Consider the following 17,366-nt stretch of genomic DNA (forward strand, 5'->3'; position numbering starts at 1 on the left):
TCGGGCAAGATGAACGAGCAATAGGCGTCGCGTTTGGCCGGCGATGAGCAGCCAGACGGGCGCGGGAGTCATGATTGATGCAGGTGTCGGTTGAAGCGGGTGAAGGGCTTGAGCGGCGGATGCGGATCGATCTGCCCTGTGAGGAGATCCAGACCGAGGTCGAGAAACGGCTACAGCAGCTTGCGCATCATGCCAAGGCGCCGGGCTTTCGCCCCGGCAAGGTACCGCTTAAGATCCTACGCCAGCGTTATGCTGATCAGCTTCAGCACGAGGTCTTTCATGACCTGGTGCAGCGCACCCTGGGCCGGGCTCTAGAGCAGGCCGCGTTACGTCCGGCGGCCATGCCGCGGATCGAGCCCGATCTCGATCTGGCAGCGGGCCGTGCGGCCTATACAGCGGTGTTTGAGGTCATGCCAGAATTCGAGCTGGCACCACTCTCCGGTCAGAAGGTCAAACGTCCAGTCAGCGTGCTCACCGACGCCGATCTAGATGACATGATCCAGCGCCTGCGCGAGCAGCGTCGAACCTGGGAACCGGTTGACCGTCCCGCCCAGACAGGCGATCTCTTGACTCTGGACGCACTCGGTACGCTTGAAGGTCAACCGTTTCCGCGGGGTACAGGGAAGGGCATCCAGGTTGAGCTCGGGAAGACGAGTTTACTGCCGGGCCTTGAGGACCATCTGACCGGTGTCGCAGCAGGCGAGACCCGGTCCATCGATCTCAATCTCCCCGACGACCATCCTGATCAGACGCTCGCCGGTAAGTCCCTCCATTTCGAGATCCAGATCCAGGCCGTGGCCGAGCCCCGCATCCCTGAGCTCGACGCCGAGTTCGTCAAAGAATTCGGGATCGAGGATGGGGACATCGAACGCTTCCGCGCTGATGTCCGCCGCAACATGGAGCGCGAACTGAATGAGCGCCTGGCGGCCCGCACCAAGGAGCGGGTCATGGACCTGATCTATGAGCTCAATCCGATCGAGCTGCCTAAATCCCTGGTCGAAAACGAGATGCGGAGCATGGCAGAGCAGATGCGCGAGGCATTGGCGCCGGGCAGGAGCGGGGTATCGTTGGCGCCCGAGCTGTTCGAGGCTGGCGCGCGTCGGCGGGTAGCCTTGGGACTGATCCTCGGCAAGATCATCCGCGACCATGACCTCAAGCCCGATCCCGCCCGGGTACGTACGACTGTCGAGCGTCTGGCTTCCAGCTACGAACGCCCCCAAGAGGTCATCGATTATTACTATTCCGACGCCAAACGTTTGGAATCTTTGCAGATCCTTGTCTTGGAAGAGCAGGTCGTCGATCTGATCCTTGACCAGGTCCAAGTCGAGGAAGAGCCGCTGAGCTTTTCTGAGCTTGCTGCGTAAGACACCCAACTTCCAGGTCCAATACAACCGCCGCTACCATATCCTATGACGATGATTGCACCTACAAGCCGCACCGATTGGCAGCCTCAAGGGGTGGGGCTGGTGCCGATTGTGATCGAACAAACCGCACGGGGCGAGCGCGCCTTCGATATCTATTCGCGTCTGCTGAAGGAGCGCGTCATCTTTCTCGTCGGCCCGATCGAGGATCACATGGCCAACCTCGTCGTGGCTCAGTTGTTGTTCTTGGAGTCCGAAAATCCGGACAAGGATATCCACCTCTACATCAACTCACCCGGCGGTTCGGTCACTGCTGGGCTCGCCATCTATGACACCATGCGCTTCATCCGCCCCGATGTTAGCACCATGTGCATTGGCCAGGCCGCCAGCATGGGTGCCCTGCTGCTGGCGGGTGGTGCGCCGGGTAAACGTTTCTGCCTGCCCCACTCGCGGATGATGATCCATCAGCCATTGGGCGGCTTTCATGGTCAGGCGACCGACGTCGAGATCCATGCGCGTGAGATCCTCTATATCCGCGACCGCCTCAATCGTATCCTGGCCCATCATACAGGCCAGCCGATCGAAAAGATTGCCGAGGATACCGAGCGCGATCGTTTCATGGATGGCGAGACGGCGCGCGAATATGGCTTGATCGATAAGGTGATCGTCGAGCGCGGTCCGGTACCGTCTAAAAGGCCTTGATGTCGCGGGATGTAGTCCCGATCTTTGCTTAAAACCGATGGGATTCATGACGAGCGCTTGATCATTTGTCCTTGAAACCCTGATGTGTTGACCGCATAGTGCCAGCACACGCCTAATCGCCGTGGATGACACTCCCAGGGAAGAGGGGTGTGGGTATCTTCTTGACGGCCTTCTCGTTTCGTGATCAAGTTTCTGTCATGTGACCCCAAACGGTCGAAATTGGACGTATTTCAACGCGCAACCTCTGGATGCGCATCCTTCCCAGCCCCGGAGACCGCCTCCCGATGAGTGGAAACAACCACAAGAGCGACGAAGGTAAATTGCTCTATTGTTCATTTTGCGGTAAGAGCCAACATGAAGTCCGCAAGCTCATCGCGGGCCCTTCAGTATTCATCTGTGACGAGTGCGTCGAGCTCTGTAACGACATCATCCGTGAGGAGATCGAGGACAGCGTCAGCGACACGACCAGCCATTTGCCTAAGCCGCGCGAGATCAAGGCTTGGCTGGATGAGTTTGTCATCGGCCAGGAAAAGGCCAAAAAAGTCTTGTCGGTCGCGGTCTATAACCACTATAAGCGCCTCGAGGCGGCAGGGAACAAAGGGGATGTCGAGATCGCTAAGAGCAACATCCTTTTGATCGGTCCGACGGGGTCAGGCAAGACCTTGTTGGCCGAGACCCTGGCGCGGTTGCTTAATGTGCCCTTTACCATCGCCGATGCCACGACCCTCACCGAGGCGGGCTATGTCGGTGAGGACGTCGAAAACATCATCCAAAAGCTCTTGCAAAAGTGCGATTACGATGTCGAAAAGGCCCAGACCGGTATCGTCTATATCGACGAGATCGACAAAATCTCGCGCAAGTCTGACAATCCCTCGATCACCCGCGATGTTTCGGGTGAAGGTGTGCAACAGGCCCTTCTCAAACTGATCGAGGGGACCATCGCCTCGGTACCGCCGCAAGGGGGGCGCAAGCATCCGCAACAGGAGTTCTTGCAGGTCGATACCTCCAATATCCTGTTTATCGTCGGGGGGGCCTTTGCCGGTCTGGAAAAGGTCATCCAAAACCGCACTCGTAAGACCGGTATTGGGTTTTCGGCTGAGATCCACAGCAAGGACGATAACCGCCAGATTAATGAATTACTCAGCGCCGTCGAGCCCGAGGATCTGATCCGTTATGGCCTGATCCCCGAGTTTGTCGGTCGTCTGCCGGTCATGGCAACCCTCGAGGAGCTCGATGAGCCGGCACTCATGCGCATCCTGACCGAACCCAAGAATGCCCTAGTCAAGCAATATACCCGCCTGTTCGAGATGGAGGGCGTCCAGCTCGAGATTCGCGAGGATGCGCTGCGCGAGATCGCCCACAAAGCAATGGAACGCAAGACCGGCGCCCGCGGTCTGCGTACCATCATGGAACAGGTCTTGCTCGATACCATGTATGACCTGCCATCGATGGAGCATGTCTCCAAGGTCGTGATCGATGCCTCGGTCATCCGCGGCGAGAACAAACCCTTCCTGATCTACGATCGGATCGAAAAGCAGGCGGTTGCTGCCGATTAAATGGCCCGCCCCTCAGCCCTCGTCTGGCGATGCCGCCAGATGTGAGGCATCGGGATATATGGGGGATACGGAGTTTTCCGGGGCTTGAAGGGCCTCTCCCCCACCCCGATCTTTTCACTATCCTCATATTCCCTCTGTGCCAGCAGGCACGTGTGCCAGCAGGCACGCCCTAGCACCAATTGGTGAAAGACAGGTTTCTATGGCGCATAACACCCAGATATCCGATCATGAACTACCGCCTGGCAGGGAGATTCCGGTACTCCCCTTGCGGGATGTGGTCGTCTATCCACACATGGTCATCCCGCTGTTCGTGGGTCGCGAAAAATCGATCCGAGCGCTCGATGCCGCCATGTCCACCGACAAACAGATCCTGCTCATTGCCCAAAAAAGCGCCGATATCGATGATCCCAAGATCGATGATCTGTATGAGATCGGTACTCTGGCCAATATCCTTCAGCTTCTGCGGCTTCCAGATGGCACCGTTAAGGTATTGGTCGAGGGACAGCAGCGCGCCCGCATCGAGCGTTTTCTGACCACTGAGGGCGTATTTTCGGCTTTGATCGCTCCCTTGAGCGAGACGCTCGCCATTGATGCCCGCGAGCGCGAGGTCTTGATGCGATCGGCCCTCTCCCTGTTCGATCAATATGTCAAGCTCAATAAAAAGGTCCCACCTGAGGTCCTGACTTCGCTGGCGAGCATCGATGAGCCAGGACGGCTTGCCGATACCATGGCCGCCCATATGTCGCTCAAGCTTGCGGAGAAACAGCGCGTGCTCGAGATCACCGATGTGGCGATGCGCATTGAACACCTGATGGGTCTCATGGAAACAGAGAACGAGATCCTCCAGATGGAGAAGCGCATCCGCGGGCGCGTCAAACGCCAGATGGAGAAGAATCAGCGCGAGTATTATCTCAACGAGCAGATGAAGGCGATCCAAAAGGAGTTGGGTGAGCTCGAGGATGCGCCAAACGAAGTGGATGAGCTCTCCAAGCGGATCGAGGCCGCGGGTATGCCGCACGCGGTCAAGACCAAGGCCATGAGCGAACTCAACAAGCTCAAGCTGATGTCGCCAATGTCGGCCGAGGCGACCGTGGTGCGCAACTATCTCGACACCCTGGTGAGCCTACCCTGGAAGAGGCGCACCCGCATCCGCAACGACATCAAGGTCGCCGAAGCCGTCCTCGAAAAGGATCATTATGGCCTGGAGAAGGTCAAGGAACGCATCCTTGAATACCTGGCCGTCCAACAGCGGGTGCGCAAGCTGAAAGGGCCGATCCTGTGCCTCGTGGGCCCCCCGGGGGTCGGCAAGACCTCCTTGGGTCAATCGATCGCGGCGGCAACCAATCGCAAGTTCGTGCGCATGTCCTTGGGCGGGGTGCGGGATGAGGCCGAGATCCGCGGGCATCGGCGCACCTATATCGGCGCACTCCCAGGCAAGATCATCCAAAACCTGATCAAGGTCGGTTCGCGCAATCCATTATTCTTGCTCGATGAGATCGACAAGATGGCGATGGACTTTCGCGGCGATCCCGCCTCGGCGCTGCTCGAGGTCCTCGACCCTGAGCAGAACCACACCTTCAACGATCATTATCTTGAGGTGGACTTCGACCTCTCCGAGGTGATGTTTGTCGCGACTGCCAATACGCTCAACATCCCACCGGCGCTGCTCGACCGCATGGAGGTCATCCGGCTGTCTGGCTATACCGAGGACGAAAAGGTCGCGATCGCTGAACGCTATCTGGTTCCCAAACAGCGGCGCAACAATGGGCTCAAGGATTCAGAGCTCGTGATCCGCGAAGCGGCATTACGCGACATCATTCGCCACTATACGCGCGAGGCCGGGGTGCGTAATCTCGAGCGCGAGATCTCCAAGATCTGTCGCAAGGTGGTCAAGGAGGTCCTGCTTAAGAAACGCGAAGGCCCAACGGTGATTGGTCCCAAATCCCTGGAGAAATATCTCGGTGTCCAGCGCTATCTCTATGGACGCGCCGACGAACACGACCAGGTCGGACAGGTGACAGGTCTCGCCTGGACTGAGGTCGGCGGAGAACTCTTGCGCATCGAGGCCGCCTTGGTCCCGGGTAAGGGCAAGTTTACCTATACCGGACAGCTCGGCGATGTGATGCAGGAGTCCATCCAGGCGGCCATGACTGTAGTGCGGGCGCGCGCTGAAACGCTTGGGGTACCGCTGGATTTTCATCATAAATTTGATATCCATATCCACGTCCCCGAGGGCGCTACACCTAAGGACGGGCCTAGCGCTGGGATCGCGATGTGCACGGCCTTGGTCTCGGCGCTCACCAAGATCCCTGTGCGCTCGAACGTGGCCATGACCGGCGAGATCACCCTGCGCGGCGAGGTCTTGCCGATCGGCGGGCTCAAGGAAAAGCTGCTTGCGGCCCATCGCGGTGGGATCGAGACGGTGATCATCCCGCTTGAAAACGAGCGCGACCTCACTGAGATCCCGAAAAATATCAAGCAGCATCTCAAAATCCACCCAGTGCGTTGGATCGAGCAGGTGCTGGATCTCGCACTCACAAGGCCGCCTGCCCCAGTTGAGACCACGACAGACGCCAAAGAGCCAGTCAGCGAATCGGATGATGCCTGTGAGTCAGGTGCTGAATTGGGGCGAGACCAGGGCGCCAGACTCCATCATTAGACAGCCGCACAGTATATTGCCTCACGCCGGTCTTGCGCATTAGGATGCGTCAAGGAACATAGAGCACCCCTCAGCGGGCGCAAAATCCCCTCTGAGGTGGGCTCTGATCGTCTCCGACCAAGCCGGCGGCGCGCCCGTCCATGAAGATATAAACATTAAAACTACAGGGGAAACATATGAATAAATCCGATCTCATCGAGAAAATGGCAGAGGCAGCTGACATTTCCAAAGCAGCGGCCGCGCGAGCCCTGGACGCCTTCACTGATGCGGTCGCCGTTGCGCTCAAGGAGGGTGACACTGTATCATTGACTGGGTTTGGTACCTTCTCGGTGAAAGAGCGCGCAGCGCGCAAAGGCCGCAACCCGCAGACTGGGGCCACCATCGAGATCAAGGCGTCGAAAACACCTTCATTTAAAGCTGGCAAAGCACTCAAGGACGCGATACAATAAATATCTCGCTTCCCAGGGTGCTTAGCTCAGCTGGGAGAGCATCGCCCTTACAAGGCGAGGGTCGCAGGTTCAAGCCCTGCAGCACCCACCAGTCGGAGCGGTAGTTCAGTTGGTTAGAATACCGGCCTGTCACGCCGGGGGTCGCGGGTTCGAGCCCCGTCCGCTCCGCCATCTTTAATAAGCGGGGTATCCATGGTGAGTGGATACCCCGTTTTCATGTAAAGGTCCTGCCTCAAAGCAATCGCCATGTTGCAAGTCATCCGTGATCGTGCCCAGGGGTGGATCGCCTGGGCCATTATCATCCTCATCAGCATCCCCTTCGCCCTCTGGGGTATCCAGTCATATCTGGGAATCAATAGCGAGCCGGTTGCTGCAGCCGTCAATGGGGTCGAGATCCCAGCGCGTGAGTTGGATCGGCGCCTGCAGGAGGTTCGGCTTGAACAGCGCGAACGCTTAGGAGACGCCTATGACCCAGCGGCGCTCAATGACCAGCGTCTACGCGCCGAGGTACTTGAATCCATGATCGATGAGGCCGTCCTCATGGATACCGTCAAGCGCCTGAATCTGCGCGTCTCGGATCAGGACGTCCAGATGCAGATCCTCGCCGATCCTGCATTTATCAAAGAGGGTCGATTCGACAAAGACACCTACGAGCGCCTCTTGCGCTATCAGGGGCTCACCCCCGCCCTGTACGAGGCGCAGCTGCGTCAGCGGATGAGCGCAATCCAGCTCTTGCGTGCTGTGGCGGGCAGTGAGCTGGTCACCCGCGCCGAGCTTGCCGCCTATCAGCAACTCATGGGTCAGCGGCGCGAGATCGAGTACCTGCGCCTACCGTTGGCCAATTACCGCCAGGAGACCCCGATCGATGAGACGCGGATTGCCGCCTATTACGAGGCCAATCGCGCCCGCTTCCAGGTCTCAGAGCAGGTTAGGCTCGACTATCTGCTGCTCGATGTCGATCGGCTGGTCGCTGAGGTCGCGGTCAACGAGGAGGAGATCCGCCAGCATTATGAGGCTAAGTCATCCCGTTTCAATGAACCCGAACGGCGCGAGGTACGCCATATCTTGCGCACACTGGACCCTCAGGCGGATGAGGCGGCCGCAGCTGCCGCACTCGACCAGATTCAGGCGATCCGCGCCCGCATCCAGGCAGGAGAATCCTTTGAGGAGCTGGCCAAGGCGCTCTCCCAAGACCCGGGGAGCGCCGCGAATGGTGGTGCGCTAGGGATAATCGCCAAGGGGATGATGGACCCTGAATTCGAGCGGGCGGCCTTTACCCTTGCCGTCGGTGAACTCAGCGAGCCCGTGCGCACCCCCTTTGGCTATCACCTGATCCAGGTCACCCGCATCCAACCTGCTGCAGTCAAGCCATTGGAAGCGGTGCGCGACCAGTTACGTGCCGAAGTCGCCAGACAAAAGGCCGAGGAGAGCTTTTTTACCCTCTCTGAACAGCTCTCGACCCTGAGTTACGAGCACCCAGATAGTCTGGAGCCTGCTGCCGCGAAATTGGGTCTGCCTATCGAGCACAGCGACTGGATCGGTCGTGGGCAGCGCGGGGAGGGCATCCTCTATCATCCCAAGGTCCTGGCCGCGGCGTTTACGGAAGAGGTCTTGCTCAATGGGCGCAACAGCGACCCGATCGAGCCCGAGCGAGATCGCCTACAGGTGATCGTATTGCGCGCCACCGGGCATCGTGAGGCGTCGGTCAGACCGCTGGAGGAGGTCAGGGAGACGATCATCGAAGCGATCCGCGCCGAACAATCCCGTGCTGCCGCTAAGTCAGCCGCCGAGGAGATCGCCGAGAAACTGCGCGAGGGTGCAGACTGGACAGCGGCTGCAGGCGATCTCAAACCCGAGATGCCAGGGTTGATCGAGCGTCAGTCCCCTGGCCTGCCAGCGGGCATCCTGGACCTTGCATTCAAATTGCCGGCCCCGACGGCTGATAAGGCCAGTATCGGTACGGCGATCCTGGATGATGGCGATGCTGTAGTGGTACGGGTGAAGCGTATTGAAGAAGGTCCGGTCGAGGTCAAGGAGACGGGGACATTGTCCCCTGGGTCATTCATCCTTGCCCAGGTCATGGAGCGCGAGGCCTATAGCAGCGTGCTCAATGATTTGAAGGCGCGGGCGAAGATCATACGCCATGAGACGCGCGAGGAGCGAGCTGAGTAAAGCGCCGGTTCGCTGTTTCCGCGGGTCCTGAGAGTTAGGCGCCTTCTGTTTTACAGCCCTCCTACTCGCGCAGGGAAGGTAGTGAGTAGTCTTCAGCCAAGCCCCAGGATGTGATAGCCGGTATCGACATAGAGAATGTCGCCGGTGATCCCCGAAGCCAGATCTGAGCACAAAAAGGCGGCAGCATTCCCCACCTCTTCGATGGTCACGTTGCGCCTCAGGGGGGTGCGTTCTTCGACCTTTTTGAGCATCTCGCGAAAATCTGCGATCCCAGAGGCCGCCAAGGTGCGGATCGGACCGGCCGAGATCCCGTTGACGCGGATGCCATGGGGCCCAAGGGAGGCGGCGAGATAGCGGACATTGGCCTCGAGGCTCGCCTTGGCAAGCCCCATCACGTTGTAGTTGGGGACCGCGCGCACCGCGCCCAGATAGGTCATGGTCACAAGCGCCCCGTTGCGTCCGGCCATCAGACTGCGTCCGGCCTTGGCGAGGGCGGCAAGGCTATATGAGCTGATCTCATGGGCGATGCGAAAGCCCTCACGGTCGATCGCATCGACATAATCGCCCTCCAATTGCTCGCGCGGGGCATAGGCGATCGAATGCACGATGCCATCCAGCCCCCCCCAGCGCTCGCCGAGCGCCTTGAAGAGTCCCTCGATCTCCTCATCGCGCGCCACATCGAGCGGCAATACCACATCTCCGCCGCATTGCTGGGCGAGCTCCTCGACGCGTGCCTTGAGCTTATCGTTTTGATAGGTCAGGGCAATCTCTGCCCCTTCGCGTGCCATCGCCTGGGCGCAGCCCCAGGCGATCGAACGGTTGCTTGCCACCCCTGTGATCAGGATCTTTTTGCCGGTTAAAAAACCCATGGTCGCTTTGGTCTCTGTTGCGTTGTCATCATGATGGATCCCGTGCTGGCTGGGCTGTTACTGCCCGTTGACACCCCCGCACTTAGGTTGCAACAGTAACCAATCTCGGCAGCCGATGAAAGGGTAGGGCAGAGGTGCGTCTTCGGTTTGGACATTGGTTGGCCTTGGCAGGGTTGGTCTCATGGCTCGTTGGGTGTGGGCCTAAGGGCGTGTGGAATGATCCCTATCCCTCTACCGAGTCCAGCGCCAATACCTATTACGGCTCGTTCGCTGAGCGCCCCAAGCATCTGGACCCCGCACGCGCCTACAGCGCTGATGAATATGCCTTTCTTGCCCAGATCTATGAGCCGCCGTTGCAATATCACTTTTTGCTCAGACCCTATCGCCTGGTTCCGCTGATTGCTGCTGAGGTCCCTCAGCCGCTCTATCTCGATGCCTCGGGGAACCCCTTGCCCGAGGACACGCCGCCCGAGGCCATCGCCTATAGCGACTACCTGATCCGCATCCAGCCAGGGGTCTATTTTCAACCGCATCCGGCTCTCGCCCAGGATCAAGGGGATCGTTATCGCTATCATGACCTGCGCCCGCAGGACCTTCGGGCTATCCATCGCCTGGCCGATTTTGCCGAGATGGGTACCCGCGAGCTTGTGGCCGAAGACCTTGCCTATCAGGTCAAACGCCTGGCCGCGCCCTGGAACCATTCACCGATCGCCGCTCTGATGGGGCAGCACATCCAGGGGTTCGCCGAGCTTGCCGACCGGCTTGGGGGGCTGCTGTCGGCCCCCCCTTTAGAGCAGGCCCATGCCTTGCATCAGGCGCATCTCTCAGGCGTCGAGGTCGTGGACCGCTATCGCCTGCGCATCCGCATCCAGGGCACCTATCCCCAGTTTATCTATTGGTTGGCGATGCCCTTTTTTGCGCCCATACCTTGGGAGGCCGATGTCTTTTATGCCCAGCCTGGGCTGGCTGAGCGCAATATCAGCCTCGATTGGTACCCGATCGGTACTGGCCCCTATATGCTCGTCGAAAACGACCCCAACCGGCGCATGGTCCTCGAACGCAACCCCAATTTCCACGGCGAGCGCTATCCTACCCAAGGGATGCCGGGGGATGAGGAGAGGGGGCTGTTGCGCGATGCCGGCAAGACCCTGCCCTTCATCGATCGGGCGGTCTATAGCTTGGAAAAGGAAGACATACCCCGCTGGACCAAGTTCCTCCAGGGCTATTACGACGTCTCTGGGATCGGTTCAGACACCTTTGATCAGGCGATCCAGATCGATACCCTTGGCCTACCGATCCTGACCGAATCGCTGCGCAGCCGCGGAATCCGGCTGCTGACAGCTGTTGACCCCTCGATTTATTACCTGGGCTTTAACATGCTCGATCCGGTGATTGGCGGCGAGTCAGAACGCACGCGCCTATTGCGCCGCGCGATCTCGATCGCGGTCGATTTCGATGAGTTCATCGCCATCTTCGCTAATGGCCGCGGCATCCCCGCCCAGGGCCCGCTCCCGCCTGGAATCTTTGGCCATCGCGAGGGGGAGACGGGGATCAATCCATTCGTCTATGTCTGGCACGATGGCCGCCCGCAGAGGCGGAGGATCGATGAGGCGCGCGCCCTGATGCGTGAGGCGGGTTATCCAGACGGGATCGATCCGGCGACTGGACGGGCGCTCACCCTCTATTATGAGGCGGTGGCGACCGGTCCGGATGATCGGGCGCGCTTGAACTGGATCCGCAAACAATTCGCCAAGATCGGCATCGAGCTTGTCATCCGCGCGACGGATTACAATCGCTTCCAAGAAAAGATCCGCAGTGGCACCGGCCAGGTCTTTATGTGGGGCTGGAATGCCGATTATCCCGATCCAGAAAACTTTTTATTTCTGCTCTATGGACCCAACGGCAAAGTTGAGCATCAGGGCGAGAATGCGGCGAATTATCGCAACCCAGAGTTCGATCGCTTATTTGAGCGGATGAAAGACCTCACAGATGGTCCAGAGCGCCAGGCGATCATCGAGCGCATGGTCGCTATCGTGCGCACTGATGCCCCCTGGTCCTTCGGCTTTCATCCCAGGTCATTTACCCTGCATCACCGTTGGCTCTATAACGCCTATCCAAACCAGATGGCCAATAATACGCTCAAATATCTCAGGCTCGACCCTGAGGATCGCAAGTCCGCGCGCCTCGCCTGGAATCAGCCGGTCTTATGGCCCTTGGCCCTGATCGGAGGCGTGCTTTTACTGTTGGTTATACCGGCGTGGGTCGCCGTGCGCCGGCGCGAGAGGGCAAGCGCCTTATGACCGGCTATCTCATCCGGCGCCTGCTCTATGCCCTTCCGATCCTGATCGGGGTCAATCTCATCACCTTTGTCCTGTTCTTTGTCGTCAATTCGCCCGATGACATGGCGCGCATGCACCTTGGGCAAAAGCGCGTCACCCCAGAGGCGATCGCGGCCTGGAAGTCAGAGCGCGGCTATGACCTGCCTTTGTTGTATAACCCGCAGGCCCAGGGTCTTCAGCGGATGACGGAGACGATCTTTTTTCAGAAATCGCTCAAGCTCTTTGCCTTCCAATTTGGTCTATCGGATGCCGGGCGCGATATCGGCTATGACATCAGCCAGCGGATGTGGCCGAGCTTGGCGATTGCTGTACCTGTACTTGTTGTCGGCTTGGCATTCAATATCAGCTATGCCCTGTTCATCGTCTTCTTTCGCGCAACCTCTATCGATCTCGGCAGCGCGGTGTTATTGGTGATCCTGATGTCAATCTCTGGGCTCTTTTATATCATCGCCGGCCAATATCTCATGGCCAAGCTCTGGCACCTAGTGCCGGTCTCCGGCTATGGGCAGGGCCTGGATAGCCTGCGTTTTTTGCTCCTGCCGGTGATCGTGGGCGTCGTCTCGGGGATCGGCTCAGGGACGCGCTGGTACCGCACCCTTTTCTTAGAAGAGATCGGGCGCGACTATGTGCGCACCGCACGCGCCAAAGGTTTACCCGAACACCTGGTGCTCTTTCGACATGTTCTGCGCAATGCCCTGATCCCTATCCTTACAGGGGTGGTGGCGATCCTGCTACTGTTATTCATGGGCAGCCTGATTACCGAATCGTTCTTTGGCATCCCTGGGTTGGGAAGCTATACCATCGATGCGATCAATAACCAAGACTTTGCCATCGTGCGCGCCATGGTCTTCCTCGGCGCGGTGCTTTATATCCTGGGCCTGATCCTCACCGATATCTCATACACCCTGGTCGATCCGCGGGTGCGTTTGCGCTGAATCTGACCCCATGCCCCTGATCCCCGTCCTGTTTTGGACCGATGCCCTGGTCTATCTCCTGATCCTCTCTGCCCTGGTGTTTGGCCTCTATGCTGCGCGCCACGAGCATCTGCGCGCGCCCTGGCGTCAGGTCGTCCGCTCGCCGGTCGGGATGGCCGCACTCGTAGTGCTTGCGGCCTATGGATCGGTAGGGCTGCTGGATACGGTCCATGTCCGCCTGCAGGTCGATCAGTCCAGCGAGGTCCGTTACAGTCCAGAGGTCTTAAGTCTTCTCGATCTTTTGCTGACCGATCTTCGCACTCGCCAGGAGAAGACCTATTCGGCGCCCTTGGCCACCCACCTCTATGCCAAGGAGTCGATCGTCCAAGCGGACGGGACGGTGATCCGGGACTATCCGCGCCTCCAATATGGGGGGGCACATCTCAAAGACCCCGAGCGCGAGCGCACCTGGGACATCGCCTGGCGCAGCCTGCGCGGTTTGATCCAGGGTTTGGCCCTGTGGTCAGCGCTTTTTGTCGCACTGATCGCCTGGCTGGCCTCCCGGCAACAGCGCCCCTTTGCTCAGATGCGCGATCGCATTCTTTGCGGTCAGACCGAGATCCCTTGGCGCGTTGCCCTATTGACCCTGGGCCTCATCCTGATCCTGGGGGCGATCCTCGCCGAGCTGAGCCAGGGTTATCATGTGCTGGGCACCGACAAGGTGGGCGAGGACGTGTTCTATCAGATGCTCAAGGGCATCCGTACGGGGCTGGTGATCGGGACGCTCACCACCCTGGTCATGTTGCCTGCGGCCCTCTCGCTCGGGGTGGCAGCCGGTTATTTCGGGGGTTGGGTGGATGACCTGATCCAGTATCTCTATACCACCCTCAATTCGATCCCTGGGGTCTTATTGATCGCTGCCGCCATCCTGATGCTTCAGGTCTATATGCATGTGCATGCCGAGGAGTTTGCAAGCCTTGCCGAGCGCGCCGATCTCAGGTTGCTTTGGCTGTGCATCATCCTCGGTGTCACGAGCTGGACCGGGCTATGCCGGTTATTGCGGGGCGAGGCCCTCAAGCTTCGCGAAAGCGATTATATCCTGGCGGCGCGCGCCCTAGGGGTCGGGCATTTTGCCATCATCGTCCGCCATCTCTTGCCCAATCTCTTTCATATCGTCTTGATCACCGTTGTCTTGGACTTCAGCGGCCTGGTATTGGCCGAGGCGGTGCTCTCCTATGTCAATATCGGGGTCGATCCGACCATGCACTCCTGGGGCAATATGATCAACAGCGCCCGGCTCGAGCTGGCGCGCGACCCTGTCGTCTGGTGGTCGCTGGCCGCAGCCTTCGGCGCGATGTTCGTCCTGGTGCTCGCGGCCAATCTCTTCGCCGATGTGGTGCGCGATGCCTTCGATCCCAGGCTGCGGACCCTCTGGGCCTAGGTGGATCCATGTCTGAACTGCTACTCATCGTCGAGGGTCTGACCGCCGAGCTCGGCGACCCCGGTCGCCCGCTGCGGGTGGTGGATGGGGTGAGCCTAAGGGTCAAGGCCGGCGAGACCTTTGCCCTGGTGGGCGAGTCCGGCTGTGGCAAATCGATGACTGCGCTTGCCTTGATGCGTCTGCTGCCGCCTGGTGGTCGGATTGCGTCGGGCTCGGTGCGTCTCGATGGCACAGACCTCCTGCGCCTGCCAGAATACGAGATGCGCAAGATCCGCGGCGGCAGGCTCGCCATGATCTTCCAGGAGCCGCAGACCGCCTTAAATCCGGTGCTTTCTGTCGGTGCGCAGATCGCCGAGGCAATCGAGCTGCATCAGGGTCGCAAGGGGCGGCATGCGCGGGCAGAGGTCATCGCCCTGTTATGCGCTGTGGGTCTTCCCGATGCCGAGCACCGCTTTGACGACTATCCGCATCAGCTCTCCGGCGGGATGCAACAGCGGGTCATGATCGCGATGGCCTTGGCGGGCAATCCCCAGCTCCTGATCGCCGACGAGCCGACCACAGCGCTCGATGTCACTATCCAGGCGCAGGTCCTGGACCTGCTAAAGGCCCTGCAGACAGCGCGGGGACTGGCGGTCTTATTGATCACCCATGATCTCGGTGTGGTTGCCGAATATGCCGAGCGCCTGGCGGTGATGTATGCCGGTCAGATCGTCGAGACGGCGCCGGTGGCCGAGTTTTTTAACCGGCCCGGACACCCCTACAGCCGCCAACTCTTGGCGAGTCTGCCCGAAGGTGCAAAACGCGGTCAGCCGCTGCGTGCGATCGAGGGGCAGCCGCCGCCCCCGAGCGCATTTGGCCCGGGCTGTCGCTTTGCCGAACGCTGTCTCTGGGCCGAGGCGCGCTGTAGGCAAGCAGCGCCTCCCTGGGAGGTCTTGGGCGCGGGCCATGAGGTGTGCTGTCATCGCGCGCTTGAACTCACCGCCACGTCCGCGCTGGGCGTCGCTCACTGCGTCCAACCCTCCCTAACCCCGCTCGAATCCCCTGCCGCCCCGATCCTTGAGGTACGCGACCTTCGGGTCCATTTTCCGATCCGCGCCGGCATCCTGCGCCGGACTGTAGGCTGGGTGCGCGCCGTCGATGGGGTCTCCTTGGACCTCGGCGCGGGCCAGACCCTCGCCTTGGTGGGCGAATCTGGGTGCGGCAAGAGCACGGCGGCGCGCGCAATCCTCCAACTCATCCCACCAACGGGTGGCTCGGTGCGCTATCAGGGCCAGGAGCTCGTGGGTCTTGACTATCGGCGGCTGCGCCCATTCCGCAAGGAGTTGCAGATCATCTTCCAAGATCCTGCTGCCGCCATGAACCCGCGTATGCTGGTCGGAGACACCGTCGGGGAGGGGCTCAAGGCCCTGGGGATCGTCCCTAATCGCGCCGAACGTTTAAGCCGTGTCGCCAAACTGCTCGAGCAGGTTGGACTCGATCAGAGCGCCCTCAATCGCTACCCGCATGAGTTTTCAGGCGGCCAGCGCCAGCGCATCTGTATCGCCCGCGCCCTGGCCCTGGAGCCTAAGGTCTTGATCTGTGATGAGCCGACCAGCGCCCTCGATGTCTCGGTCCAGGCCCAGATCATCAATCTATTGCGCGACCTCCAGGCGCGGCTCGGCTTGGCTTATCTTTTGATCACCCATGACTTTGCAGTGGTGTCCTATCTTGCCGATGCGGTAGCGGTGATGTATCTGGGGCAGATCGTCGAATACGGTCCGGTCTCAGCCATCCTCGAGGCACCGCGCCACCCTTACACTCGCGCCCTGCTTGCGGCGGTCCCCCAGATCGATCCCCAGGGCCGCAGGCCAGTCTTGCGGCTTGTTGGCGAACTCCCTTCGCCGCAGTCCCCGCCCTCAGGCTGTCGCTTTCATCCGCGCTGCCCTGAGGCCGCTGCCCGCTGCCGCCACGAGGCACCGCCGGCGGTGCGCCTTGGAGCCGGTCATTGGGTGCAGTGTCATCTGGCAGCGGGTGAGGGGGTGATTGATCGTGAATGACGATCATAATACTTGAATCAATCGATTTCACTTTTGATTCGAGGCCGACTAGACTGCACACCGAAAGCAAAAGAAAAGGAGTCAGCGGCCATGATCAAGACGCTCACCTTCGGCATCGTCCACATCAGCGTGGCCTTTGGTGTCGGCTATCTGATGACCGGTAGCATCGTCATCGGCGGCGCCTTGGCCCTAGTCGAACCCGTGGTCAATACCATCGCCTATTTTTTGCATGAAAAGACCTGGGAGTGGCTGCGCGCCAGTCGCCGCCCCTCCCAGACCTTGGCCACCTTTGCAGTCTAGTCCATTCAACCCTGGAGGATCGAACCATGACCCATCATGACAAGATGCCGATCGACATCGGGATCTCAGAAGAACACCGCGCGGCCATTGCCGAGGGGCTCTCGCGGCTCTTGGCCGATACCTATACCCTGTATCTCAAGACCCACAACTATCACTGGAACGTCACGGGTCCGATGTTCAATACCCTGCATCTGATGTTCGAGACCCAATACAACGAGCTCGCGCTTGCGGTCGATCTGATCGCCGAACGCATCCGCGCCCTGGGTCATCCGGCCCCTGGGTCTTATAAGACCTATGCGCGGCTCACCTCGATCCCAGAGGAGGACGACCAGCCGAACGCCGAGGAGATGATCCGCCGGCTGGTAGCGGGACAAGAGACCGTGGTGCGCACCGCACGCTCAGTCTTTCCGGCGGCCGAGCAGGCCAGCGATCAGCCAACCATGGACCTCTTGACCGCGCGGATGCAGATCCACGAAAAGAATGCCTGGATGTTGCGCAGCCTGCTTGAGAGCTGATCTACTGCCTTCCACCCCTGCAAGCCGGTTCCTACCTGATGCAAGGCCGGCCG

At 59.8% G+C, this 17,366-nt stretch carries 13 protein-coding genes and 2 tRNA genes; 14 read left to right on the forward strand and 1 reads right to left on the reverse strand.

All coding sequences use genetic code 11. The features are described from left to right. The first annotated feature begins 77 nt into the window (after positions 1–77). From tig to GWK36_RS04500, 8 genes are all read left to right on the forward strand, one after another. Complete coding sequence (gene tig, locus GWK36_RS04465; protein ID WP_166270127.1) at positions 78–1,364, forward strand: trigger factor; 1,287 nt, start codon at positions 78–80, stop codon at positions 1,362–1,364. Positions 1,365–1,415: 51 nt separating this feature from the next. Next, the gene (gene clpP / locus GWK36_RS04470; protein WP_166270128.1) at positions 1,416–2,063 is read left to right on the forward strand and encodes an ATP-dependent Clp endopeptidase proteolytic subunit ClpP; all 648 of its coding nucleotides are present in this window, start codon (positions 1,416–1,418) and stop codon (positions 2,061–2,063) included. Positions 2,064–2,347: 284 nt separating this feature from the next. Further along, positions 2,348–3,619: an ATP-dependent Clp protease ATP-binding subunit ClpX gene (gene clpX / locus GWK36_RS04475; RefSeq protein ID WP_166270129.1), complete on the forward strand. Its 1,272-nt coding sequence runs from the start codon at positions 2,348–2,350 to the stop codon at positions 3,617–3,619. Positions 3,620–3,818: 199 nt separating this feature from the next. After that, complete coding sequence (lon, locus tag GWK36_RS04480) at positions 3,819–6,278, forward strand: endopeptidase La (RefSeq protein ID WP_210756858.1); 2,460 nt, start codon at positions 3,819–3,821, stop codon at positions 6,276–6,278. A gap of 176 nt (positions 6,279–6,454) precedes the next feature. Beyond that, positions 6,455–6,727 carry an HU family DNA-binding protein gene (locus GWK36_RS04485; RefSeq protein WP_166270130.1) on the forward strand — a complete coding sequence of 91 codons (273 nt, stop codon included), beginning with the start codon at positions 6,455–6,457 and terminating at the stop codon, positions 6,725–6,727. Between the two features lie 15 nt (positions 6,728–6,742). Continuing rightward, positions 6,743–6,818 (forward strand) — tRNA-Val (locus GWK36_RS04490). A 3-nt stretch (positions 6,819–6,821) separates the two neighbouring features. Continuing rightward, a tRNA-Asp gene (locus GWK36_RS04495) sits at positions 6,822–6,898 on the forward strand. Positions 6,899–6,973: 75 nt separating this feature from the next. Beyond that, complete coding sequence (locus GWK36_RS04500; RefSeq protein ID WP_166270131.1) at positions 6,974–8,899, forward strand: SurA N-terminal domain-containing protein; 1,926 nt, start codon at positions 6,974–6,976, stop codon at positions 8,897–8,899. A gap of 92 nt (positions 8,900–8,991) precedes the next feature. On the opposite strand, the gene GWK36_RS04505 is transcribed toward GWK36_RS04500, so the two are convergent. After that, positions 8,992–9,768: an enoyl-ACP reductase FabI gene (locus tag GWK36_RS04505; protein ID WP_166270132.1), complete on the reverse strand. Its 777-nt coding sequence runs from the start codon at positions 9,766–9,768 to the stop codon at positions 8,992–8,994. Between the two features lie 209 nt (positions 9,769–9,977). On the opposite strand from GWK36_RS04505, the gene GWK36_RS04510 reads away from it, so the two are divergent. The 6 genes from GWK36_RS04510 to GWK36_RS04535 all read left to right on the forward strand — a co-directional run bounded on the left by GWK36_RS04510 (position 9,978) and on the right by GWK36_RS04535 (position 17,313). After that, positions 9,978–12,068 (forward strand): ABC transporter substrate-binding protein, encoded by a 2,091-nt coding sequence (locus GWK36_RS04510; protein ID WP_246237677.1) that lies wholly within the window; start codon positions 9,978–9,980, stop codon positions 12,066–12,068. Continuing rightward, positions 12,065–13,042, forward strand: a complete 978-nt coding sequence (locus GWK36_RS04515; RefSeq protein WP_166270134.1) for an ABC transporter permease — start codon at positions 12,065–12,067, stop codon at positions 13,040–13,042. Before GWK36_RS04510 ends, GWK36_RS04515 begins: the two co-directional genes overlap by 4 nt. A 10-nt stretch (positions 13,043–13,052) precedes the next feature. Continuing rightward, on the forward strand, positions 13,053–14,462 hold the full coding sequence (locus tag GWK36_RS04520; protein WP_166270135.1) for an ABC transporter permease: 1,410 nt from the start codon (positions 13,053–13,055) through the stop codon (positions 14,460–14,462). 8 nt (positions 14,463–14,470) lie between these two features. Further along, positions 14,471–16,498 carry an ABC transporter ATP-binding protein gene (locus GWK36_RS04525; RefSeq protein WP_166270136.1) on the forward strand — a complete coding sequence of 676 codons (2,028 nt, stop codon included), beginning with the start codon at positions 14,471–14,473 and terminating at the stop codon, positions 16,496–16,498. A 90-nt stretch (positions 16,499–16,588) separates the two neighbouring features. Continuing rightward, complete coding sequence (locus GWK36_RS04530; protein ID WP_166270137.1) at positions 16,589–16,798, forward strand: DUF2061 domain-containing protein; 210 nt, start codon at positions 16,589–16,591, stop codon at positions 16,796–16,798. 44 nt (positions 16,799–16,842) lie between these two features. Further along, entirely contained in the window at positions 16,843–17,313 is a 471-nt protein-coding gene (locus GWK36_RS04535; protein WP_210756909.1) for a Dps family protein, read from the forward strand. Positions 17,314–17,366 lie beyond the last annotated feature (53 nt).

Origin of the sequence: Caldichromatium japonicum (genome assembly GCF_011290485.1) — a bacterium.
GTDB classification, from domain to species: Bacteria; Pseudomonadota; Gammaproteobacteria; order Chromatiales; family Chromatiaceae; genus Thermochromatium; species Thermochromatium japonicum.